Annotated in this window: 23 protein-coding genes and 1 tRNA gene; 10 read left to right on the top strand and 14 right to left on the bottom strand. The window is 61.4% G+C overall.

Annotation, left to right across the window (positions count from 1 at the left end):
* Positions 1 to 57: 57 nt before the first annotated feature.
* Genes phnK through phnG form a run of 5 tightly spaced genes read right to left on the bottom strand, consistent with a single transcriptional unit; the run spans position 58 to position 3,898 of the window.
* Complete coding sequence (gene phnK, locus FHX14_RS06395) at positions 58 to 834, bottom strand: phosphonate C-P lyase system protein PhnK (RefSeq protein WP_003589280.1); 777 nt, start codon at positions 832 to 834, stop codon at positions 58 to 60.
* Complete coding sequence (locus FHX14_RS06400; RefSeq protein WP_179613340.1) at positions 831 to 1,706, bottom strand: alpha-D-ribose 1-methylphosphonate 5-phosphate C-P-lyase PhnJ; 876 nt, start codon at positions 1,704 to 1,706, stop codon at positions 831 to 833. Before FHX14_RS06400 ends, phnK begins: the two co-directional genes overlap by 4 nt.
* A complete protein-coding gene (locus FHX14_RS06405) occupies positions 1,703 to 2,809 on the bottom strand; it encodes a carbon-phosphorus lyase complex subunit PhnI (RefSeq protein WP_184376601.1) in 1,107 nt (368 codons plus the stop codon). The genes FHX14_RS06400 and FHX14_RS06405 overlap by 4 nt, the downstream gene beginning before the upstream one ends.
* 4 nt (positions 2,810 to 2,813) lie before the next feature.
* Positions 2,814 to 3,422: a phosphonate C-P lyase system protein PhnH gene (phnH, locus tag FHX14_RS06410; protein WP_184376602.1), complete on the bottom strand. Its 609-nt coding sequence runs from the start codon at positions 3,420 to 3,422 to the stop codon at positions 2,814 to 2,816.
* Complete coding sequence (gene phnG / locus FHX14_RS06415) at positions 3,422 to 3,898, bottom strand: phosphonate C-P lyase system protein PhnG (RefSeq protein ID WP_184376603.1); 477 nt, start codon at positions 3,896 to 3,898, stop codon at positions 3,422 to 3,424. Before phnG ends, phnH begins: the two co-directional genes overlap by 1 nt.
* A 113-nt stretch (positions 3,899 to 4,011) precedes the next feature.
* Here phnG and phnF point away from each other — a divergent pair, with 113 nt between their 5' ends.
* Positions 4,012 to 4,749 (top strand): phosphonate metabolism transcriptional regulator PhnF, encoded by a 738-nt coding sequence (gene phnF / locus FHX14_RS06420; protein WP_012559527.1) that lies wholly within the window; start codon positions 4,012 to 4,014, stop codon positions 4,747 to 4,749.
* Positions 4,750 to 4,916: 167 nt separating this feature from the next.
* On the opposite strand, the gene FHX14_RS06425 is transcribed toward phnF, so the two are convergent.
* From FHX14_RS06425 to mepA, 6 genes are all read right to left on the bottom strand, one after another.
* Positions 4,917 to 5,552: a 2,3-bisphosphoglycerate-dependent phosphoglycerate mutase gene (locus FHX14_RS06425; RefSeq protein ID WP_003589269.1), complete on the bottom strand. Its 636-nt coding sequence runs from the start codon at positions 5,550 to 5,552 to the stop codon at positions 4,917 to 4,919.
* A gap of 21 nt (positions 5,553 to 5,573) precedes the next feature.
* A complete protein-coding gene (gene dapB, locus FHX14_RS06430; protein ID WP_184376604.1) occupies positions 5,574 to 6,398 on the bottom strand; it encodes a 4-hydroxy-tetrahydrodipicolinate reductase in 825 nt (274 codons plus the stop codon).
* Between the two features lie 15 nt (positions 6,399 to 6,413).
* Entirely contained in the window at positions 6,414 to 8,201 is a 1,788-nt protein-coding gene (locus FHX14_RS06435; RefSeq protein ID WP_012559530.1) for an ABC transporter ATP-binding protein, read from the bottom strand.
* Positions 8,202 to 8,326: 125 nt separating this feature from the next.
* Complete coding sequence (locus FHX14_RS06440) at positions 8,327 to 9,352, bottom strand: glucokinase (RefSeq protein WP_183694498.1); 1,026 nt, start codon at positions 9,350 to 9,352, stop codon at positions 8,327 to 8,329.
* 17 nt (positions 9,353 to 9,369) lie between these two features.
* On the bottom strand, positions 9,370 to 9,750 hold the full coding sequence (locus FHX14_RS06445) for a methylglyoxal synthase (RefSeq protein ID WP_003589264.1): 381 nt from the start codon (positions 9,748 to 9,750) through the stop codon (positions 9,370 to 9,372).
* A 101-nt stretch (positions 9,751 to 9,851) separates the two neighbouring features.
* Positions 9,852 to 10,928, bottom strand: a complete 1,077-nt coding sequence (gene mepA / locus FHX14_RS06450; protein ID WP_184376605.1) for a penicillin-insensitive murein endopeptidase — start codon at positions 10,926 to 10,928, stop codon at positions 9,852 to 9,854.
* 247 nt (positions 10,929 to 11,175) lie between these two features.
* On the opposite strand from mepA, the gene FHX14_RS06455 reads away from it, so the two are divergent.
* The 7 genes from FHX14_RS06455 to pncB all read left to right on the top strand — a co-directional run bounded on the left by FHX14_RS06455 (position 11,176) and on the right by pncB (position 20,154).
* Entirely contained in the window at positions 11,176 to 13,008 is a 1,833-nt protein-coding gene (locus tag FHX14_RS06455) for an extracellular solute-binding protein (RefSeq protein WP_184376606.1), read from the top strand.
* 150 nt (positions 13,009 to 13,158) lie between these two features.
* On the top strand, positions 13,159 to 14,247 hold the full coding sequence (locus FHX14_RS06460; protein ID WP_003589260.1) for a microcin C ABC transporter permease YejB: 1,089 nt from the start codon (positions 13,159 to 13,161) through the stop codon (positions 14,245 to 14,247).
* Positions 14,247 to 15,395: an ABC transporter permease gene (locus FHX14_RS06465; protein ID WP_184376607.1), complete on the top strand. Its 1,149-nt coding sequence runs from the start codon at positions 14,247 to 14,249 to the stop codon at positions 15,393 to 15,395. The genes FHX14_RS06460 and FHX14_RS06465 overlap by 1 nt, the downstream gene beginning before the upstream one ends.
* Complete coding sequence (locus FHX14_RS06470) at positions 15,392 to 17,029, top strand: ABC transporter ATP-binding protein (RefSeq protein WP_184376608.1); 1,638 nt, start codon at positions 15,392 to 15,394, stop codon at positions 17,027 to 17,029. The genes FHX14_RS06465 and FHX14_RS06470 overlap by 4 nt, the downstream gene beginning before the upstream one ends.
* An 8-nt stretch (positions 17,030 to 17,037) precedes the next feature.
* On the top strand, positions 17,038 to 17,997 hold the full coding sequence (locus tag FHX14_RS06475) for a glyoxylate/hydroxypyruvate reductase A (RefSeq protein ID WP_184376609.1): 960 nt from the start codon (positions 17,038 to 17,040) through the stop codon (positions 17,995 to 17,997).
* Between the two features lie 300 nt (positions 17,998 to 18,297).
* Positions 18,298 to 18,663 (top strand): hypothetical protein, encoded by a 366-nt coding sequence (locus tag FHX14_RS06480; RefSeq protein ID WP_184376610.1) that lies wholly within the window; start codon positions 18,298 to 18,300, stop codon positions 18,661 to 18,663.
* 186 nt (positions 18,664 to 18,849) lie between these two features.
* Positions 18,850 to 20,154: a nicotinate phosphoribosyltransferase gene (gene pncB / locus FHX14_RS06485; protein WP_184376611.1), complete on the top strand. Its 1,305-nt coding sequence runs from the start codon at positions 18,850 to 18,852 to the stop codon at positions 20,152 to 20,154.
* On the opposite strand, the gene FHX14_RS06490 is transcribed toward pncB, so the two are convergent.
* Positions 20,136 to 20,375, bottom strand: a complete 240-nt coding sequence (locus FHX14_RS06490) for a CrpP-related protein (protein WP_184376805.1) — start codon at positions 20,373 to 20,375, stop codon at positions 20,136 to 20,138. The two genes, pncB and FHX14_RS06490, sit on opposite strands and share 19 nt — an antisense overlap.
* Before the next feature lie 359 nt (positions 20,376 to 20,734).
* On the bottom strand, positions 20,735 to 20,944 hold the full coding sequence (locus tag FHX14_RS06495) for a KTSC domain-containing protein (protein ID WP_184376612.1): 210 nt from the start codon (positions 20,942 to 20,944) through the stop codon (positions 20,735 to 20,737).
* A gap of 265 nt (positions 20,945 to 21,209) precedes the next feature.
* Here FHX14_RS06495 and FHX14_RS06500 point away from each other — a divergent pair, with 265 nt between their 5' ends.
* Positions 21,210 to 21,971, top strand: coding sequence for a hypothetical protein (locus tag FHX14_RS06500; RefSeq protein WP_184376613.1), 762 nt, complete (start codon positions 21,210 to 21,212; stop codon positions 21,969 to 21,971).
* 251 nt (positions 21,972 to 22,222) lie between these two features.
* Here the strand turns inward: FHX14_RS06500 and FHX14_RS06505 are convergent.
* A tRNA-Ser gene (locus FHX14_RS06505) sits at positions 22,223 to 22,312 on the bottom strand.
* Positions 22,313 to 22,539: 227 nt separating this feature from the next.
* On the opposite strand from FHX14_RS06505, the gene FHX14_RS06510 reads away from it, so the two are divergent.
* A complete protein-coding gene (locus FHX14_RS06510) occupies positions 22,540 to 22,857 on the top strand; it encodes a hypothetical protein (RefSeq protein ID WP_054182156.1) in 318 nt (105 codons plus the stop codon).
* Positions 22,858 to 23,163 lie beyond the last annotated feature (306 nt).

Below are 23,163 nucleotides of genomic sequence, written 5' to 3' on the forward strand. Positions count from 1 at the left end.
CCAACGGCGTCGCGCGTTCGAAAGATGCGCAAAGGACGCTGTGGAACTTTGAACTGCTCAGACCTGCAGGATCGAGGAGACGAGCAGCTGCGTGTAGGGTTCGCGCGGGTCGTCGAGCACCCGGTCGGTGAGCCCGTGTTCGATGACGTAGCCGTCCTTCATCACCATCATCCGGTGCGAGAGCAGGCGGGCGACGGCGAGATCGTGGGTGACGACGATCGCCGAGAGGCCGAGATCGTTGACGAGGCCGCGCACCAGATCGAGCAGGCGGGCCTGCACCGAGACGTCGAGACCGCCTGTCGGTTCGTCCATGAAGACCAGGCGCGGGCCGGTGACGAGGTTGCGGGCGATCTGCAGGCGCTGGCGCATGCCGCCGGAAAAGGCGCGCGGCTGGTCGTCGATGCGGTCGGCATCGATCTCGACCCGTTCCAGCCAGTCGATCGCCGAGGCGCGGATCTTGCCGTAGTGCCGGTCGCCGATCGCCATCAGCCGTTCGCCGACATTGGCGCCGGCCGACACCGCCATGCGCAGGCCGTCGGCCGGGTTCTGGTGCACGAAGCCCCAGTCGGTGCGCATCAGGAAGCGCCGCTCGGCCTCGTTCATGCGGTAGAGATCGCGGTAGCTGCCGTCGCGCATGTGATATTCGACGCTGCCGGTGGTCGGCAGCAGCCGGGTGGAGAGGCAGTTCAGCAGCGTCGTCTTGCCGGAGCCGGACTCGCCGACGATGGCAAGCACTTCGCCCGGCCAGAGATCGAAGGAGACGTCGCGGCAGCCGATGCGGTTGCCGTAGAATTTCGAAACGTCATGGACTTTGAGAAGCGGGATATCGCTCATTCTGCAGCCTCCCGGGCCAGCATTTCGCCGGCATGCCCTTGCGCGCGGCGGTCTTCGCAGTGATCGGTGTCGGAGCAGACGAACATGCGCCCGCCCTTGTCGTCGAGAACCACTTCGTCGAGATAGACATCCTCGCCGCCGCAGAGGGCGCAGGGCTTGTCGAAGCGCTGGATATCGAAGGGATAGTCCTCGAAATCCAGGCTGACGACGTCGGTATAGGGCGGAACCGCATAGATGCGCTTCTCGCGTCCGGCGCCGAAGAGCTGCAGTGCGTCCGACATGTGCATCTTCGGATTGTCGAATTTCGGCGTCGGCGACGGGTCCATCACGTAGCGGCCATGCACCTTCACCGGATAGGCATAGGTCCTCGAGATCCGGCCGTTATGGGCGATATCCTCGTAGAGTTTCACATGCATCAAGCCGTATTCTTCGAGCGCGTGCATCTTGCGGGTCTCGGTCTCGCGCGGCTCGAGGAAGCGCAGCGGCTCGGGGATCGGCACCTGATAGACGAGCACCTGGCCGTCCTTAAGCTTTTCTTCCGGAATGCGGTGGCGCGTCTGGATGATCGTCGCATCACTGGTTCGCGTCGTCACCGCGACATTGGCGACCTTCTGGAAGAAAGCCCGGATGGAAACGGCGTTCGTCGTGTCGTCGGCACCCTGGTCGATGACCTTCAGCACGTCATCCGGCCCGATGATCGAGGCCGTCACCTGCACGCCGCCGGTGCCCCAGCCATAGGGCATCGGCATTTCGCGCGAGGCGAAGGGAACCTGGTAGCCGGGAATGGCGATCGCCTTCAGGATGGCGCGGCGGATCATCCGCTTGGTCTGTTCGTCGAGATAGGCGAAGTTGTAGCTGGCCAGATCGCTCATTCGGCGGCTTCCTTCATGTCTTGGCCGCTGCTGCGGGCGGCTTCGAATTCACGGCGCATGCGGCGGACGAGATCGAGTTCGGCCTGGAAGTCCACATAATGCGGAAGCTTCAGGTGCTCAACGAAGCCGGTCGCCTGGACGTTGTCGGAATGGGAGATGACGAATTCCTCGTCCTGGGCCGGCGCGGTGATATCCTCGCCGAGCTCTTCAGCCCGCAATGCGCGATCCACCAGCGACATCGCCATCGCCTTGCGCTCGCTCTGACCGAAGACCAGGCCGTAGCCGCGGGTAAACTGCGGCGGCGCCTTGGCGGAGCCCTTGAACTGGTTGACCATCTGGCACTCGGTGACCTGGATCACGCCGAGCGAGACGGCGAAGCCGAGTTCCGGCACATCGAATTCCACCTCGACCTCGCCGATGCGGATTTCCCCGGTGAAGGGGTGGTTGCGGCCATAGCCGCGCTGAGTGGAATAACCGAGCGCCAGCAGGAAACCTTCGTCGCCGCGGGCGAGCGCCTGCAGGCGCATATCGCGGGTCATCGGGAATTCCATCGGCTCGCGGGTGAGATCACCGATCTCGTGATCTTCGGGCATGTCGCCGTCGGCCTCGATCAGGCCTTCCTCGGCGAGGATCTCGGAGACCCGCATGACGCGGCCGGTTTCTGCGGCGCGCTGGGCGGGCGCCTCGACCGCCTCGTCCTCAAGCAGCGAGGGATCGAGCAGGCGGTGGGTATAGTCGAAGGTGGGTCCAAGAAGCTGGCCGCCCGGCAGATCCTTATAGGTCGCCGAGATCCGTCGTTCGATTGTCATATCAGCCGTGTCGAGCGGCCTGGAATAGCCGAAGCGCGGCAGCGTGGTGCGATAGGCGCGCAGCAGGAAGATCGCCTCGATCATATCGCCGCGCGACTGGCGGACGGCGAGTGCTGCGAGCGTGCGGTCGAAAAGCGAAGCCTCGGCCATGACTCGGTCGACGGCGAGCGCCAGCTGCGCCACGATCTGGTCGATACCGATTGCCGGCAGCGAACGGTCGCCGCGGCGGCGGTCGGCGAGCAGGCGGTGGGCATTGGCGATGGCGGCCTCGCCACCCTTGACGGCAACATACATGAGCTCAGATCTCCGTTGCTGTGATCTTGGTGGTGCGCGGCAGGCAGAGAAAACGTGTCGCCGATGTCAGCACGATGTCGATGCCGCGCGGGAAGAGCGCGCGGTTCTCGGTCCAGAGCCGCAGGAAGGTCTCTGGTAGGCCGACAGGCGCGATCTCAGCCACGCTCTGGATGCCGGGACCCATCAGCGCCAGCCTGCGTCCACCTTCGAGTGCGGAAAGTTCGATGACGAGCGTCGTCGAGCGGTCGGGATATTCCTGCGTGCCCGAGGCGAAGAGGCTGAACGGGCAAAGCGGGATGCCGGCTTCCGTGAACGCAAAGCGTGCCTCGGCCTTCTCAGTGGTCAAAGGCGCGCCGGTGTGGAAGCCGAGCCATTCCGGCACCGCCGATTTCGCCAGCCCCTGGGAAAGCCAGACCGATGTGTCGTGGTCGCAAAGCGTCAGAGCGATCGTGCCGGCGGCGATGCCGAGCGGCAGAGGCGGCGCGATATCGGGCCGCACGGTCTGGATCGTGCCGGGGCGGGCCATGCCGTCCATCAGCATCTTGAAGACACTCTGGGCGTCGAAGACCGGCTCGGCAAAGCCGCCGGTCAAGGCTTCTGTCTTCAGGCCCATCAGTTGTCTCCCCTGACCATGGTGAAGAAGTCGACGCGGGTGGCCGCCGTCTCGTCCGCCTTGCGGCGTTCGGCTGTGGCGATCCGCTCAGTGATCGGCAAGAGCAATGCCTGTTCGACGAAATCCTGCGTCGCCTCTTCCTGCCAGAGCGCATCGAAGATCGCTGCCAGCTGAGCCTTCTCGCGATCGGTGCCGAGCGCCTGGGCATGGCCGATCGAGCCGGAGTCGAGCCGGACCGTGGCCCGGGTCACCGTCACTTCGCCGAGGTTGAAGGGAGCACCGCCGCCGCCAATGCGGCCGCGGACCATCACCAGCCCGGTCTCGGGTCCGCGCACCGGATGCGTTGCGGGCTTTTCCGGCAAAGCATCCCAGACCGCCGAGAGTTCGCTGCGTTCCGCGCGCGCCAGCAGATCGGCGGCGCGTTTGCGCCCGGATGCCGTCTGTGACGCAGCGTCTGTCCTGTCCGCTGATATCATTGCCGCTTTCCTTAAAATGTCTATTGATATAGACAACCATACAAGCTATGTTTAGTCCTAAATCGGTGTCGTGACAAGCGTGTGACATCGGGCGCGGGAAATGGCGGGAACGAATGGCAGGATTGAAACAGGTGCAAAGGCAGACCGGCGTGGCGCTCTGGCGTCAGATCGCTGACCGGATTCGCGAGGCGATCGGCAACGGTACCTATGACGAAACCGGAATGGTGCCGCCGGAAACGGTCCTGGCGCTGCAATTCGGCGTCAACCGCCATACGGTGCGCAGCGCCCTGGCGGCGCTGGCGCAGGAAGGCATCGTCCGTGCGGTACAAGGTCGCGGCACGCTGATCGAGCGCAAGGAGCGGCTGAATTTCCCGATCACCCGGCGCACCCGCTTCACTTCAGGCATCGGCGACCAGGCGCGCGAGATGCGCAGCCTGCTGCTCGATGAGGTGCAGGAGGAAGCCAGCGCCGAGGTGGCCCGCTGGCTGGGTCTGAAGCAGGGGGAGCAGGTGATCCGGCTGGAAACATTGCGCCAGGCCGACAAACGGCCGGTTTCAAAGGCGACAAGCTGGTTTCCCGCCGCACGCTTCGCCGGGATCGGCGAGGCCTATCGCAAGCGCGAATCGATCACCAAGGCCTTCGCCGATCTTGGCCTGTCGGATTATGTCCGTGCGACGACCGAAGTGACGGCCGCCCATGCGAACACGGCGGATCTCGCCGATCTGGAACTGACCCCCGGCGCGATCCTTCTGATCGCCAAGGCGATGAACACCGATCTCGACGGTGTGCCGGTGCAATACTCGATCAGCCGGTTTGCGGCCGACCGGGTGCAGTTCACCATCGAGAACTAAAGCATGTCGCGCAAAAGTGTGCAGCGCTTTTGCCAGGCAAAGCGCGAAGCGCTTTTGCCGCAACGACATGCGTAAAACAAAGAGCTAAAGCGCGTCGCATAAATCAAGTTTGACGCGACGCGCTTTGAGAACAGCCTTCCCTGTCGGAACAGGGAAGGCAATTGCATTCAGTGTGCGCCGGACATGTCGCCGAGCACTTCCTTCGAGGCGACGGTGGAATCCGCCTTCAGCTTGTAGACCATCGGCACGCCGGTCGCGAGGTTGAGGGCGAGCACGCCTTCCTTGGTCAGCTTGTCGAGCACCATGACAAGCGAGCGCAGCGAATTGCCGTGTGCGGCAACCAGCACCTTCTCGCCACGCAGGACGCGCGGAAGGATTTCCGTCAGATAGTACGGCCAGACGCGAGCGCCTGTGTCGCGCAGGCTTTCGCCGCCGGGCGGCGGGACGTCATAGGAGCGGCGCCAGATATGCACCTGTTCCTCGCCCCATTTGGCGCGGGCGTCGTCCTTGTTCAGGCCGGAGAGATCGCCATAGTCGCGCTCATTCAGCGCCTGGTCGCGGATCGTCGGCAGATCGGGCTGGCCGACCTTGTCGAGGATCAGCTTCAGAGTGTGCTGCGCGCGCACCAGCACCGAGGTATAGGCGACGTCGAATTTGATTCCGTATTCGGCCAGCGCCTTACCGCCGGCATTGGCTTCCTCGATGCCGAGCGCCGTCAGATCGGGATCCTTCCAGCCGGTGAAGAGATTCTTCAGGTTCCAGTCACTCTGGCCGTGGCGAACGAGGACGAGGGTACCGCTCATGAATATGCCTCCGATATGTCGTTATTGAGGGGAAAGCCCGAGCACGTCGAGCATGGAATAGAGACCCGGCTTCTTGTCGCGCGCCCAGAGTGCTGCCTTGATGGCGCCGCGCGCAAAGATCGAACGGTCGGCAGCGCTGTGCGACAGGGTGACGATTTCACCTTCGCCGGCGAAAAGCACCGAATGCTCGCCGATGACGGAGCCGCCGCGCAGCGTCGCAAAACCGATCGTGCCCGCCTCGCGGGCGCCGGTATGGCCGTCGCGCACCCGCACGGATTTCGAGGCGAGATCGATCCCGCGCCCCCTGGCCGCGGCCTCGCCGAGCAGAAGGGCGGTGCCGGACGGCGCATCCACCTTGTGCTTGTGGTGCATTTCCAGGATCTCGATATCCCAGTCATCAGGATCGAGCGCCCGCGCTGCCTGTTCGGCGAGCACGCTGAGAAGATTGACCCCGAGGCTCATATTGCCTGACTTGACGATGCGGGCATGACGGGCTGCCGCGGCGATCCTGGCGTCGTCGTCGGCCGAACAGCCGGTCGTGCCGACGACATGGACGATGCGGGCCTGCGCCGCCAGCCCCGAGAATTCCGCTGTCGCGGCCGGCGAGGTGAAATCGAGCACGCCTTCGGCATCCAGAAAGGCATTGAGCGGATCGTCGCCGATGAGGATGCCGCTCGGGCCGAGACCGGCAATCTCGCCGGCATCCTTGCCGATAAAGGGCGAGCCGGTGCGCTCGACCGCCGCATGCAGCGTCGCGCCCTCGATGGAATGGATGAGCCGGATCAGTGTCTGCCCCATGCGCCCGGCTGCGCCAACCACCACCAGTTTCATCGCAGCATCGCTCATGTCAGTCTCACCAGGTCAGTTTGAATCGGAGGCCGAAGGCCTCTGCAGATTGTTGAGGCGAGCGTAAAGACCGTCGCTGACCTTCGCAAGCGTCTCGTGATTGCCTTCCTCGACGACGCGGCCCTGCTGCATGACGACGATCTTGTCGGCGCGAACCACGGTCGAAAGCCGGTGAGCGATGACGACGACGGTGCGCCCGGTCATCGCCTCGTCGAGCGCCTTCTGCACGGCCGCTTCGGATTCGGTATCGAGCGCAGACGTCGCCTCGTCGAGAAGCAGGATCGGCGCATTGCGCACCAGCGCGCGCGCAATCGACAGCCGCTGGCGCTGGCCGCCGGAAAGCGTCACGCCGTTTTCGCCGACCGGCGTGTCGTAACCCTGCGGCTGCGCTGCGATGAAGTCATGTGCATAGGCAAGCCGGGCCGCTTCTTCCACATCGGCATCGCTCGCTTCCGGCCGGCCATAGCGGATATTGTCGCGGATCGTGCCCTCGAACAGGTAGGGCTGCTGCGAGACATAGGCGAGCTGATGGCGCAGCGATTTCTTGGTGATGTGGGCGATGTCCTGCCCGTCGATCAGGATCTCGCCCTCGCGCGGATCGTAAAAACGCGGAATGAGGTTGATGACCGTGGATTTGCCGGCCCCCGAAGGACCGACCAGCGCGGTGGTCGCGCCGCCCTCGGCGATGAAGCTCACACCGCTCAGCACGCTCTCACTGCCGTAGCCGAAGGAAACATTGCGGAATTCGATCCGGGCTTGCGTCACCGTCAGCGGCTGGGCATCCGGCAGGTCGCGCTGGCGCGGCTCCATGTCGAGCAGTTCGTAGATCATTCGCGCATTGACGACGGCCCGCTCCATCTGCACCTGCAGGCGGGCAAGCCGGCGGGCCGGATCATAGGCAAGCAGCAGCGCCGTGACGAAGGAGAAGAAGGCGCCTGGCGGCACATTGTAGTAGATCGAGCGGTAGGCGGCATAGGCCAGCACGCTGGCAACGGCAAAACCCGCGAAACTCTCGGTCAGCGGAGAGGTGCGTTCGGAAAGCCGGGCAATCCGGTTCGCCCTGTTTTCAGCACCCTTGATGAGCTTGGTGACCTTGCGTTCCAGCTCGTCTTCCATCGTGAAGGCTTTCACGATGGCGATGCCCTGGATCGTCTCCTGCATGGCGCCGAGAACGTGGCTGTTCAAATGCACCGCCTCGCGGGTCGCCGAGCGCAGCCGCTTGGAAACATAGCGGAGCGCATAAAGCAGCGGCGGGGCCATGATGAACACCGCAAGGCTGAGCAACGGATCCTGGAGGATCATCACCGCGAGCAGCGACACGAAGGTCAGCAGGTCGCGCACCGTCGAGGTGATCGTCAGGTTGAGCACGTCGCGGATGCCGCTGACGTTCTGGCTCACCTGCGCGGCGATATGGGCTGAGCGCGCCTCGCTGAAGAAGCCGACCGACAGCGTCATCAGATGCGAATAAAGCCGGCGCTGGTAACGCGCGACGATATCGTTGCCGACCTTGGACAGCGCCACCGCTTGGCCGTAGCTCGCAAAACCGCGCAGCACGAAGGCGATGAAGATCGAAAGACAGATGATCCAGACGACGTCGGCGCGCCGGTTGGCGAAGGCCTCATCGATGATCGCCCGCATGATCCAGGCGGTAAACGCCGTCGAAAGCGCCACGACGATCAGGCAGGCAATCGCAAAGACATAGCCCCAGAGATGGTCGCGGCCGTTTTCAGCGATGATGCGCTTGAGGATGCCGGTTACGGTATCGCTGCTGACGCTTTGCGTTCTGCTTTCCGCCGCTTCCAAATATCGGGTTTCCTGTCTCGCGCCAAACGCGGCGCAGGGTGCGACGCGTACTTTTGCCGGCTCTATAAAGAGTTGGGATTGGTTTGGCTAGAGCGCCGCCCGCCCGGGTAGCGCGCCCGCCGGGCTCAGCGCCGCCAGCGGCGGCCTTCCGTCGAGACGCCGAAATTCGCCGGCATGCGGGCGTAGGAGGAAAGCCCGGCAAGCGCTGCCAGCGGATGCGTCACCACATAGGTCGGGATGGTGCGAAGCAGTGCTGTATGCGGCGCCTTGTCCTCGAAGGCCAAGCGGAATTCCGGCCTCCTCAGCGCCGGCAGGATCTTCTGCGAAATGCCGCCGGATAGATAAACGCCGCCGCGCGCCATGAACACCATCGCCATGTCGCCCGCCACCCGGCCGAGATAGGTGGCAAACAGCGAGACGGTCTCGACCGCCGCCTTGTCGCTGCCGGCAAGCGCGTGCGAGGTGATGTCGGCGGGATCCTTCATGGTCGGCTGGATGCCGTCGACCACGCAGATGGCATGGTAGAGGTTGACGAGGCCTCGCCCGCAAAGGATCTGCTCGGCCGACACGCGCCCTTCGATCGTCTCGATATGCGGGAAGATTTGATAGTCGCGTTTGCTGCGCGGTCCGAGATCGACATGGCCGCCTTCGCCGGGAACCGGGATCCAGCTGTGCTGGGCATGCACCAGCCCGCCGACGCCGAGCCCGGTGCCGGGTCCGAGCACGACGCGCGACGCGATCATGTCGCCGGTGGCGTCGCCGATGCGTTCGCGGTTCTCATCCGAAAGGGCGGCGACTGCGAGCGCCTGCGCCTCGAAATCGTTGACGACCAGCACGTCCTCCATGCCGAGGCCTTCGATCATCGTCTTTGGCCGCACCACCCAGTCGCAATTGGTCAGCGGAATCTCGTCGTCGTTGATCGGGCCGGCGACGGCAAGGATCGCCGAGCGCGGCTGCACCGCGGTCTTGTCGAGCACCCCTTGCTGGATCGCCTCGTCGATCGTGGCGAAATCCGCCGTGCGCACGTTGGGAAACTGCTTCGGCTCGGCATAGGCGTCGGTCAGGATGGAGAAGCGGGCATTCGTGCCGCCGATATCGCCGATCAGGATCGGGAAAGGCAGCGGAGCGGTGCTGTGGTTCGGTTTTGGCATGGCCGGTTCCGTGCTGATCAGGCTTCGAGTGTGGGAAGAAGTTTTATAGCGGTCGCGTGATTGAGCGCCATCGGAATATCGTAAACGATGGCGAGCCGCATCAGCGCCTTGACGTCGACATCGTGCGGCATCGGCGTCAACGGGTCGACGAAGAAGATCAGGGCTCCGACCTCGCCGGTCGAAATCAGCGCGCCGATCTGCTGGTCGCCGCCAAGTGGTCCGCTTTTCAATCTTGTGACGTCGAGATCCGGGGCGGCGTCGAGCACGCGCCCGCCGGTCGTGCCGGTGGCGACGATCTTCCAGCGGGAGAGAATGTCGCTGTGGGCGCGGGCGAACGCCGCCATGTCGTCTTTCTTCTGGTCATGCGCAATCAATGCAAGGCATTTGCCGCCGGCCATGAATCCTATCTCCGCCCAAGCAATTCAATCGATTTGACCGCTTCTATACCAAGAGTTTGCGATTTGAAAGACAGCCCACTGTTCCTCCGCCTCGGCCGTTCTCATTGGATCGACGGCTTGTCGTTCGGAACCGGGCCGACATCCGGCAGTGCCTCATCGGGATCGGCGGCCGGCTCTGCTGCCGGAGCGGCAGTCAGCGCGCTTGCGGCGGAGGGCCCGCCATAGGTGGCGGCCTGCGTCGAGGTGACGGAGGCGGCATCGAGCACGGCGGCGCAGGCTTTCGGCAGGTCGGACACCATCATCTCGCGCGGCGGCTTCGGCGGCTTGGCACCGGGCTTCGGCGGTTTCGGCGGCGCCCAGGGGGCCGGCGTGAACCACCAGGCGAGCGACTTGTCGCAGCCGTCGCCGGCGGCAACAGGCGCCTGCGGCGTGCATCCGGCCGCACCGGCCGGGCATTTGATGCGGATGTGGAAATGCGAGTCATGGCCGTATTCCGGCCGAAGCTTGCCGAGGTTGGTGCGGTCGCCCGTCCAGGTGTCGCACATCTTCTTCTTGATCGCCGGGTTGACGAAGATGCGCTCCACCTCGGGATAGCTTGCCGCCAGCATCAGCAGCCGCGCCCGCGATTGCGTCCACACATTGGGGTCGACGGTCAGGAACTTGTCCTTCTGCAGCATGGTGGTGAAGGGCAGGTCCTCGCGCTCCTTGGCCGTCATGCGGCGCGCCGGCATCGGCGTGAACCACACGTCGGCATCGAGGCCGATCTGGTGCGAGGCATGACCGTTGAACATCGGCCCGCCGCGCGGCTGCGCTATGTCGCCGACGAGAAGGCCCGGCCAGCCGGCATATTTGACCCCATCCTGTGAAAGACGTTCGAGCAGCGAAATCATCGCCGGATTGCCCCAGCGTCGATTGCGCGAAAGCCGCATCGCCTCCCAGGTCGGCCCGTCGGCCGGCAGCGCCACCGCACCCGTCATGCAGCCCTTGGCGTAAAATCCGATCGGCTGCGCCGGTCCCTGCGTCGGCAGGCCGACGGCGCCGAACTGGCCCTTGGCGCTGCCGGGGCTCGGCGTCTTTTGCTCGGCGCCGACATCGCCGGCGGCAAGGCTCGCGCCGATTGCGCCGGCAAGCGTCAGTTTGCCGAATGTCCTGAAAGCCTGAGCGAAGCCGAAAGCCATGCTGTTTCCTTGAGAAGTGATTTGCGTTCGAATCTATCGTGAAAAGTGATTTTGGTGAATCGATGTTTTGGCTGGCGGGGATAGCAGGCAACGGTGACGGATCGCCGCAGCGTTGCACCGCAAGTTGCGAGGGTCGCGACGCCAATGGCTCAAATTTTCGCGAGTCCGGCAAAAACCAAACTCTCACCTGTTTTTCGCCTGTATTTTTCGTATTGTCGAACCCACCAATAATGAGGGGAAAGCGTGAATGGCGGCTTTGTGGTCGAAGATCGGTTTGTTTGTATCGCTTGCGGGTGTCTTGGCGCCCATGACCGCAACGGGTCAGGACCAGCCGTTTCAGATCGGCAGTTCCGTCATCAGTGAGATGAAGTACAAGCCGGGCTTTGCGCATTTCGACTACGTCAATCCCAATGCCCCAAAAGGCGGAGACCTGCGCCTTTCTGCAAGCGGCGCTTTCGACACCTTCAATCCTATCCTTGCCAAAGGCCAGATAGCGGCAGGGCTCTCGCTCGTCTACGACACGTTGATGAAGCCGACCGATGACGAGCTCCTTGTCTCCTATGGTCTGCTTGCCGAGGGGCTGTCCTATCCGGATGACGTCTCAAGCGCGACCTTTCGCCTGCGCAAGGAAGCGACATGGGCGGATGGCCAGCCGATAACGCCCGACGACGTCATCTTCAGTCTGGATAAGACGAAGGAATTAAACGCTGCCACCGCGAACTATTACCGGCACGTGGTGAAGGCCGAAAAGACGGGCGATCGCGACGTCACTTTCACCTTCGACGAAAAGAACAATCGCGAGCTCCCGAATATTCTCGGCCAGTTGGTGATCGTGCCGAAACATTGGTGGGAGGGGCAGGGGCCGGACGGCAAGCCGCGCGACATCTCAAAGACGACGCTTGAGCCTGTGATGGGATCGGGGCCTTATAAGATCGCATCCTTTTCGTCCGGCGCGACGATCCGTTATGAACTGCGCGACGATTATTGGGGCAAGGATCTCAATGTGAATGTCGGCCAGAACAATTTCCGCAACGTCATTTACACCTATTTCGGCGATCGCGATGTCGAGTTCGAAGCCTTTCGCGCCGGCAATAGTGACTTCTGGCAGGAGACAACGGCGTCCCGCTGGGCGACGGGTTATGATTTTCCTGCAGTGAAGGAAGGACGCGTCAAGAAAGAAGAGGTTGCAAATCCGCTGCGCTCCACCGGTATCCTGCAAGCGCTCGTGCCCAATATGCGGCGTGACCTTTTCAAGGATGAACGGGTCCGTGAGGCGCTGAATTACGGCCTCGATTTCGAGGAGCTGAACCGGACCGTTGCCTTCAACAGCTACAAGCGCATCGACAGCTACTTCTGGAACACCGAACTCGCCTCCTCCGGCCTGCCGCAGGGGCGTGAACTGGAAATACTGCAGGCCATGAAGGACAAGGTTCCGCCTGAGGTGTTCACGACGCCCTACACCAATCCGGTCGGGGGCGATCCGCAGAAAAGCCGCGACAACCTCCGCAAGGCGATTGCATTGCTCAAAGAAGCCGGATGGGAGATCAAGAACAATCGGATGGTCAATGGCAAGACCGGTCAACCGATGAGTTTCGAGATCCTGTTGTCGAGCCCCATATTGGAGCGCTGGGCGGTGCCCTATGCCAACAATCTCAAGAAAATCGGCATCGATGCGCGGGTGCGCACAGTCGACGCCTCGCAAGCCGTCAACCGCGAACGCAGTTTCGATTACGACATGATCTGGAATGTCTGGGCGGAGACGATGAACCCGGGCAACGAGCAAGCAGATTATTGGGGGTCGGGTTCGGTCGACCAGCAGGGCTCCCACAATTATGCGGGCATCGCCAATCCGGCGGTCGATGAGCTCATCCACATGATCATCTTCGCACCCAATCGTGCGGAACAGGTCGCAGCGATCAAGGCAATGGATCGCGTATTGCTGGCAAACCACTACGTCATCCCGCTGTTCTATCGCGATACCTATAACCTCGCCTATTGGAACACGATTACGCATCCCACCGACTTCCCGACCTATGGACTGGGTTTCCCGGAAGCCTGGTGGTCCGCCTCGGCAAAATGAGCGGGCTTGCAATGCAGGGGCCGTGGGCTCCAAATGGCACGAACGAATCACGACACGCCGGCAGGGCCGGCAAGGGAAGGCTGGCGGATTGAGCGGCATTGGACTGGACGGCGGGCAGACAAGAATGAAATTTCCGGAGGCTGAAAGCTGATGGGCGCTTATGTCATTCGTCGCCTGCTTTTGATGATCCCGACCATTGTCGGCATCATGGCGATTTCATTCATCGTCATTCAGTTCGCCCCCGGCGGCCCGGTCGAGCAGGTGATCGCGCAATTGACCGGTCAGGCCGATAGTGCCGACCAGCGCCTTTCCGGAGGTGGCGATCTTCTCGGCGGCGGCGGCAGCGACGAAGGCTCCAAGTATCGCGGCGCCCAGGGGCTCGATCCGGAGCTGATCGCCAAGCTCGAAAAGCAGTTCGGCTTCGACAAGCCGCCGCTGACGCGTTTCGGCGAGATGATGTGGAATTACATCCGCTTCGATTTCGGCGAGAGCTTCTTCCGCAATACCTCCGTGCTCAATCTCATTAAGGAGAAGCTGCCGGTGTCGATCTCGCTCGGCATCTGGATCTTGATCTTCTCCTATGCCATCTCCATCCCGCTCGGCATCCGCAAGGCGATCAAGGATGGATCGACCTTCGATGTCTGGACGTCGGGCGTCATCGTCGTCGGTTACGCCGTGCCGAGCTTCCTGTTCGGTATTCTGCTGATCGTGCTTTTCGCCGGCGGCTCTTTCTACGACTGGTTTCCGCTGCGCGGCCTGGTCTCCGACAATTTCGACCAACTGGCCTGGTGGCAGAAGCCGCTCGATTATTTCTGGCACCTCACCTTGCCGCTGATCTCGCTGTCGCTCGCCGCCTTCGCCACGACGACGCTGCTGACGAAGAACTCCTTCATCGAGGAGATCAAGAAGCAGTATGTTGTCACCGCCCGCGCCAAGGGCCTGAATGAGCGGCAGGTGCTTTACGGCCATGTGTTCCGCAACGCCATGCTGATCATTATCGCCGGTTTTCCCGGCGCCTTCATCTCCGCCTTCTTCACCGGGTCGCTGCTGATCGAAAACATCTTCTCGCTGGATGGTCTCGGCCGTCTTGGCTACCTCTCGGTTGTCAACCGGGATTACCCGATCGTCTTCGCCACGCTCTATATCTTCTCGCTGCTCGGCCTCGTCGTCAGCCTGGTTTCCGACTTGATCTACACCTGGATCGATCCGCGCATCGATTTCGAGCGGAGGGATGTCTGATGGACGCCGCCGCAAATCCTGCTGTCGCAACACCCGTCAAGCGGCCGCGCAAGGGCCTGCTGTCACCGACCAACATTCGCCGCTGGCAGAATTTCCGGGCGAACGGCCGCGGTTACTGGTCGCTGTGGCTGTTCCTGCTGCTGTTCATCCTCAGTCTGTTTGCCGAATTCCTCGCCAACGACCGGCCGATCATCGCCTCCTACAAGGGCGAGATCCTGTTTCCGGTTCTGGTCGACTATCCAGAGGAGAAGTTCGGCGGCTTTCTCGCCGAGACCGACTACCGATCTTCGGTGATCGCAGACGAGATCAATGCCAATGGCTGGATGGTCTGGCCGCCGATCCGCTATTCCTACCGCTCGGTCAACTCGAACATTCCGCATTCGGCGCCGACCGCCCCCTTCTGGCTGATGAGCAAGGAGGAGCGGTGCTCCGGTTATCCTGAAGGGGTGAACGATCCTGCCTGCACGCTCGGCAATCTCAACTGGCTCGGCACCGACGACCAGGCCCGCGACGTGCTGGCGCGCGTCATTTACGGTTTCCGCATATCGGTGCTCTTCGGCCTGGCTCTGACCATCTGCTCGGCGATCATCGGCGTGACGGCAGGCGCCGTGCAGGGCTATTTCGGCGGCTGGACCGATCTCTTGCTGCAGCGCTTCATCGAGATCTGGTCGTCGATGCCGGTGCTTTACATCCTGCTGATCATCGCCGCCATTCTGCCGCCCGGCTTCTTCGTGCTGCTCGGCATCATGCTGCTCTTTTCCTGGGTCGGCTTCGTCGGCGTGGTGCGCGCCGAATTCCTGCGCGCCCGCAATTTCGAATATGTCCGCGCCGCCCGCGCCCTCGGCGTCAACAATCGTACCATCATGTGGCGCCACCTGCTGCCGAACGCCATGGTGGCGACGCTGACCTTCCTGCCCTTCATCCTCTCCGGGTCGATCACGACGCTGACCTCGCTCGATTTCCTCGGTTTCGGCATGCCGCCGGGCTCCCCCTCGCTCGGCGAGATGATCGCTCAGGGCAAGTCCAACCTGCAGGCTCCTTGGCTCGGGCTGACGGCCTTCTTCGCCATGTCGATCATGCTGTCGCTGCTGATCTTCATCGGCGAAGCCGTGCGCGATGCCTTCGATCCGAGGAAGACGTTTCAATGAGTGACATGACAGAACCGCTCCTTTCCGTCCGCGATCTCTCGGTTGCCTTTCACCAGGGCGGCCAGACCTCGCTCGCCGTCGATCGCATCTCTTTCGATATCGCCAAGGGCGAGGTCGTGGCGCTCGTCGGCGAATCCGGCTCCGGCAAGTCGGTCTCGGCCAATTCGATCCTGCGGCTCTTGCCTTATCCCTCGGCAAGCCATCCCTCCGGTGAGATCCTGTTCAAGGGTACGGACCTTCTGAAGGCGCCGGAGCGGGTGCTGCGGGAAGTCCGCGGCAACGACATCACCATGATTTTCCAGGAGCCGATGACCTCGCTCAATCCGCTTCATACGATCGAGAAGCAGATTGCCGAGATCCTGGCGCTGCACCAGGGCCTCAGCGGCCAGGCGGCGCGGGAGCGCGTGCTGGAATTGTTGAACCAGGTCGGCATCCGCGAGCCGGAAAAACGATTGAAGGCTTATCCGCACGAACTGTCGGGCGGCCAGCGCCAGCGCGTCATGATCGCCATGGCGCTTGCCAACCGGCCGGAACTGCTGATTGCCGACGAGCCGACCACTGCGCTCGACGTCACCGTGCAGGCGCAGATCCTCGAATTGCTGCGGCAGCTGAAGGCCGTGCACGGCATGTCGATGCTGTTCATCACCCATGATCTCGGCATTGTCCGCAAATTCGCCGATCGCGTCTGCGTCATGACCAAGGGCAGGATCGTCGAGACCGGAACGGTCGAGGAGGTTTTCGCCAATCCGAAACACGAATACACTCGCCACCTCCTCGCCTCCGAACCGCGCGGCGAGCCGCCGCTGGCCGATTCCTCGAAGCCGGTGGTGATGGAAGGCTCGGACATCCGTGTCTGGTTCCCGATCAAGGCGGGGCTGATGCGCCGCGTTGTCGATCACGTGAAGGCGGTCGACGGCATCGACCTTTCGCTGCGCGCCGGCCAGACGCTCGGCGTCGTCGGCGAGTCCGGTTCCGGCAAGACCACGCTCGGCCTGGCGCTCACGCGGCTGATTTCCTCGCAAGGCCGGATCGCCTTTGTCGGTAAGGATATAGCCGGCTATTCGTTCAGCGAGATGCGGCCGTTGCGCAACCAGCTGCAGATCGTCTTCCAGGATCCTTACGGCTCACTCAGCCCGCGTATGTCGGTCGGCGATATCATCGCCGAAGGGCTGAAGGTGCACGAGCGATCCTTGACGGCGGAGGAACGTGATCAGCGCGTCTGCTGGGCACTGGAGGAAGTCGGCCTCGATCCCCTGACCCGCTGGCGCTATCCGCACGAATTCTCCGGCGGCCAGCGCCAGCGCATCGCGATCGCCCGCGCCATGGTGCTGAAGCCGCGTTTCGTCATGCTCGACGAGCCGACTTCGGCGCTCGACATGAGCGTGCAGGCGCAGGTGGTCGATCTCTTGCGCGATCTGCAGCAGAAGCATGATCTCGCCTATCTCTTCATCAGCCACGACCTGAAAGTGGTGAAGGCGCTTGCCAACGACGTCATCGTCATGCGTTTCGGCAAAGTGGTGGAGCAGGGCCCGTCGTCTGAAATCTTCCGCGCGCCGAAGGATGATTACACCAGAGCGCTGATGGCCGCCGCCTTCAACATCGAGGCGGTGCCGACATCAGCCGTCCAGCAGTAAAGAAGATCATGTCCGCACGTCCTCCCATTCTCGTCGATATCAAGTTCAATCCCGAAGGCGTCGCCAGGGTGCTGAAGACGGCCTTTTCCGATCGCGGCAGCATCAATCTTGCCGATCCCGCCGATCGGAAGCGTGATCTCCGCGAGGCCGAGTATGCGCTTCTCTGGAAGCCGGATGCCGACCTTTTCGCGCGGGCGCCAAACCTCAAGGTGATCTTCTCCGGCGGCGCCGGCGTCGACCATATCATCGGCATGGACGGCCTGCCCGAGATCCCGATCGTCCGTTTCGTCGACCGCAGCCTGACGACCCGCATGAGCGAATGGGTGGTCATGCAATGCCTGATGCATCTGCGTGCTCAATATTCCCATGATATCCATCAGCGGCGGCGCCAATGGGCCAAGCTGATCGCGCCGGAGGCGGCGGAGGTGACGGTCGGCGTCATGGGCCTTGGCATTCTCGGCTTGGATGCGGTCGCCAAGCTGAAGGTGATGGGTTTTAACGTCATCGGCTGGTCGCGCACCCGCAAGCAGATCGACGGCGTCGAAACCTTCGATGCCGGCGCCTTGGACGGCTTCCTGGCAAGCACCGACATCCTGGTCGGCCTCCTGCCGCTAACCCCTGAGACGACAGGGTTTTATCATAGCGGGCTATTCAAAAAACTGCGTCGCAACGGCGCGCTCGGGCGTCCGGTCTTCATCAATGCCGGCCGCGGCAGGAGCCAGGTCGAAGCCGATATTGTTTCTTCAATCCGCGACGGCACCCTCGGCGGCGCTTCCCTCGACGTGTTCGAGGTGGAGCCGCTTGGGCTCGACAACCCGTTGTGGGAACTGGAGAACGTCTTCATCACGCCGCACGACGCGGCGGTCTCCGAAGAAAACGCGCTGTTCCGCCATGTCGAGACGCAGATCGCCCGTTTCGAGCGCGGCGAACCGCTGCAATTCGTGGTCGACCGCGCCGTCGGCTACTAGAGCATGATGCCGAAAAGTGTGCGCGGTTTTCGGGCGACATCATGCTCTAACTCTTTAATGTAGAACAGGATTCAGATTTTAGGCCAACCGGGCCTAAAATCACCTGTTCTAATGCATGTCGCCGGGAAGTGTGCAGCGGTTCCCGGATAACGACATGCACAAAAACAAAGAGCTAAAGCGCGTCGCATGAATCAAGTTAAGTGCGACGCGCTTTGGGCCCCCGGAACCTTCCAGACAGCCACCCGTTTCCCTGTGGAATTCTCGGGCCGGATCGGTTCGTCAAGACAGCGGAAGGAGACGATGATGGCGCATCAGACGGAAACACGCTGGGAAAAGTCTGACGGCAAGCTTCACAGGGAAGAGCAGATCCCGCCGGTGAAGGCGAGGCAGGGGCGTACGGGTTATCGCATCCTGCTGGTGCTGCTCGCCGCGCTGGTGCTGGCTTTCGTGGTCTGGATCCCGGTCGAGATCTGGGGCAAGCGCGAAGCAAACGAGTTGGCGCCACGGCAGCCCGGCCAGCAGCTGCAGTCGCAGCAGCCTGATACGACATCTGCGCCGACGCTGCAAAAAGGCACGGCAGTTCCGACCGAGACCCAAAACACGACGCCGGCCGCCCCTGGTGTCACGCCTGCAGCACCGGCCCAACCCGCAGCGCCGGCCCAATAAGCATTTGGTAAATGATCTCTCGCATCCCGCCGCCATTTGCGCCGCGGGGTGCTGTTGTTTTATCTGGACTTTGTCTGTCGATTTTTCGATAAGAAGGCGCACGAGCCGGTTCGTGCGCCGGCCCGGACTTGGCAATAGCCGGGAATTTGGCAGCACCTGACCGGAGTGGACAGGGGCAGGAATTTTATGGCCAGGACCGATATTGCAAGACGCGTCTACAATCACGCCTGGAAACTCGATCCGATCGTTCGCAGCCTGATCGATACCGACTTCTATAAGCTTCTGATGTTGCAGATGATCTGGAAGCTTTATCCCGACGTGAACGCGTCCTTCACTCTCATCAATCGCACCAAGCGCGTGCGCCTTGCCGACGAGATCGACGAAGGCGAATTGCGCGAACAGCTCGATCATGCCCGCACGCTGAAACTCGCCAAGAAAGAGATGATCTGGCTGGCGGGTAACAGTTTCTATGGCCGCGCCCAGATCTTCGAGCCGGAATTCCTCGCCTGGCTTTCCAATTTTCAGCTCCCCGAATACGAGCTGTCGAAGAAAGACGGGCAATATGTGCTGGATTTCCACGGGGCCTGGAAGGAAACCACCATGTGGGAGATCCCGGCGCTCGCCATCGTCAACGAGCTGCGTTCGCGCTCGGCGATGAGGGCGCTTGGTCCCTTCACCCTCGATGTGCTCTATGCCCGCGCCAAGGCGAAGATGTGGTCGAAGGTCGAACGGCTGAAGGAACTGCCGGGCTTGCGTATCTCCGATTTCGGCACCCGCCGCCGTCACAGTTTCCTCTGGCAGCGTTGGTGCGTCGAAGCGCTGAAGGAAGGCATCGGCCCGGCCTTTACCGGCACCAGCAACGTCTTGCTGGCGATGGATTCCGATCTCGAAGCGGTCGGCACCAATGCCCACGAATTGCCGATGGTGGCTGCCGCCCTGGCGCAAACCGACGAGCAGCTGCGCAATGCGCCCTACAAGATCCTGCGCGACTGGAACAAGCTTTATGGCGGCAATCTTCTGATCGTCCTGCCGGATGCCTTCGGCACCGCGGCCTTCCTGCGCGACGCGCCGGAATGGGTGGCCGACTGGACAGGCTTCCGCCCGGACAGCGCGCCGCCGATCGAAGGTGGCGAAAAGATCATCGACTGGTGGAAGAAGATGGGCCGCGACCCGCGCCAGAAACTCTTGATCTTCTCCGACGGTCTCGATGTCGACGCCATCATCGATACCTACCGGCATTTCGAAGGCCGCGTGCGCATGAGCTTCGGCTGGGGCACGAACCTGACCAACGATTTTTCCGGCTGTGCGCCGATCGAAATATCCGGCCTCAACCCGATCTCGGTCGTCTGCAAGGTCAGCGACGCCAACGGCCGTCCGGCGGTAAAACTCTCCGACAATCCGCAGAAGGCGACGGGTGACCCGTCAGAGGTCGAGCGCTACCTGAAATTCTTCGGCGCTGAGGACAGGATCGATCAGACCGTTCTGGTGTAGGCGAGCGACAATGCGCCGCCATCCCGTGGCGCATTGTTTTGCCCGGCCATCGCATCCTCGATCGACCAGCCGAAGCGCCAGGCGTCGAACATCGAATACCATTCCTGGAAATCGGTGATCGGCAGAATATCCGGCTTCGACATCGGATTGTCGGCCAGGCTGCGGCCACGTGCACGGTCCCGTACGCCACGCTCCTGCATCTCAAGCAGAGTCTCGAACATCATCACCCCCGGTCTCCTTCGAAGGCTTTATGCAATCATCCTAATAAAGCATTGTCGAGTCCGGATGCGATAATTCGAGTTTTTCACAGGATTAGCTCCAATTTGCTAGTTTTCCACGATCCCCGGCGGATTCCCGTCAGGATCATCCGATCGCGGCTAGCATGACGGGGAGGCCCGGCTTCCTGGCTGGGGTCCGCCACCGAGCCTCCCGGCTGACCGAATCTCGAAAACCGGCAGCATCGACAGATGCCGCTTTCCACTTGCCCCGATCCAATCATGATGATTGCCAGAGTTAACCAACGGTTACTATCCACCGATGTCGTCTCAGTTCGAGGCGACCCGGTTGCTCTCTCAGGCGTTCAGGCAGCCAATCTCCGAAACCGGGTTCTGATCCGGTCCAGGTAATAATGGCCGGGAGATGGCGCGACCGCCATCGCATGAGCTTCCGAGGAGGGAACGCCATCGAACAGACGCTCCTCGCCATTCTTGAAACAAATCCTCAGCCGCCCGTCGTCCTGGCTGAAATAGACCGATTTGATGATCTTCGACTTTACCGAAAGTTCTTCCACCTGTTTAATCTCCGTTTTTTAGTTTGGCAGAAAGATGAACCCAAACGTGCAAAGACGCGGTGAAGCGGCATGGTAAAAAATCAGGAATCTTGCCCAGGTTGTCGGGGCGTCAATCGGATACCGTCGCCACACCTCGATACGGCCGATTGATGGCTTCTGCAGGGTTTCGGTACTGGAACTTGCTGAAAAGAAAGATCGACGTTTGACAGCACCATGTTTTGATGACGATATCTTCCATCCAGAGGCGAGGGATGGCAGAGGTGCAATGTTAGGTGAAGCGATTTCCTTTGTAAGGCGTAATCTGTCTTTTGTGTGTATTGTTGTTGCAGCTAATTGCGCGCTGGTCGCTTTTGATGACTACAGCGGTGGAAACAAAAGTAATTCAGCGCAATTTTTCGTTTCTTTGTCTTTTGCATTCTTCATTCAGAATGCAATATTAAATGGAGACGGGAAAGTTTCAAACCTGACCAGCGGCATGCGTGGGTTTGGTGGCTACATTTGGAAGAATTTGCTTATCATGCTCGTCGGGATGGGAATCGGGATTGGTGGCCCTGTCGCATTCGGCGCCGCTTCTCTATCAAAGAACGTATTTCTACTCTTATGTCTTGCTGTGATCGCAATCATCCTTCCGCTGCTCCTTGCTCTTGTCGGAACCTGGCCCATTGCCGGAATTGCGGGCTCCAAAAGCGGGCTTTCAGCTGCCTTCAGCCGGGGGAAACGCGGTTTGGTTCCCACCTTTTTACGGCTGTTTGCCGGACTTTTTCTGCCCTTCATCTGCGCTTTGATATTGATGACGGCAGCAACATCGATGTCATACGAAGCCGATAGCATCTTCTCGGACGGAAAACTGAACCTCATCGCTTTGGCAGTACTGGTGATTTGCCAATGGGCGTCGATATTCGGCCTGTGCTACGTTTCGATCGTCCTGGCTCGCAAACTGCTGAGTTCCGAGGCTCCGCGGCCTCCTATCGGAGGACGTCAAATGAATGCGGTCGCAGCGACGAGCGTCTCGGAAATTTTCGAATAGGGCCTACAGCGCCGCATGTCTTTTCAGAGGACGCTGTGACACTCTGAATCTACGCGTCGGCCCGAAAATAGATTCCCATCTTCGGGCCGACGCGTTGCTTCGTGATCATGCTGAGCCGCCGCTGGGCATTCCAATATCTGCAAGTCCGGGAAATCTCGGCAGAGGCGTTGAGGCTGCTACCATACACAATGGATCGTCACGAAGGCTGGCATGGCCCTGCGAAGGAAGGAATCCGCGGCTTTAGCGAGATATGGCGGACAGGGTGGGATTCGAACCCACGGTACGCTTTCACGTACACACGCGTTCCAGGCGTGCGCCTTAAACCACTCGGCCACCTGTCCTTCTTGGGCGTTCGCGCCTGGATAGGAGCAAATCGTCGGAACGGCGCGATATATACCGATGAATTTTTGTCGATCAACCGAAATCTAACAGTTTTTTGACTTCTTCAGATAAAACTCGCCTCCGCCCGTCCATTGTGCTTCACCCCATCGACGACTATGTAATTCTCAAGGTGGAGAATGGCGCGGCCGGCCGGGATTGTCCGGCATAACGAGCGTCGGAGGAATTGATGCGTTTCCTGTTGCGTCTGGCCAGCCTTGTCGCGCTTGCGGCGGCCGTTATTGCCGGGACCATCGATTCGATCCAGTCGGTTGCGGCGTCCTCGGTGGTGGTGACGCCGATCTCCGATGCCTGGCAGGATGTCAGCCCGGCAACCCTCACATCGCTGCAATCTTTGCTTTCCTATTATATCCACCCGCGTTTCTATGCCTTCATCTTCCAGTGGCTGATGCTGCAGCCTGCCTTTGCCGTTTTCCTGGTGATTGCGCTGCTTCTCTGGATGATCGGCTATAAGAAGCCGCCGGTGGCCGGTCGCTTCACCGCATAGGCAAGCCGTTTTTCCCCCACGGATCGGCCGCGACCCCGGTCGGGCGCCAATGTTTCCGTCGTCCCGGAATGGCCGGTGGATTGGCTGGAAATTTGGCATCCAGGCGGCAGAGATGTCTAAAAATCAGCCCTCAGGAACGGATTTTCGGCAATCCCTGCAAATCTTTACCGCCTGAAAAATTTCTGGTGAATTTTTCTGTGAGCCATGCAAGGATGCGCGCAGCCAGGCCTCCGGGGGGAGGTCGGTGGTTCCGCAGACATGTCCGGAAAGGACTTGCGGGAGGACCCCTAACGAATAGCAACAACA

The organism is Rhizobium sp. BK619 (assembly GCF_014195245.1).
GTDB lineage: Bacteria > Pseudomonadota > Alphaproteobacteria > Rhizobiales > Rhizobiaceae > Rhizobium > Rhizobium acidisoli.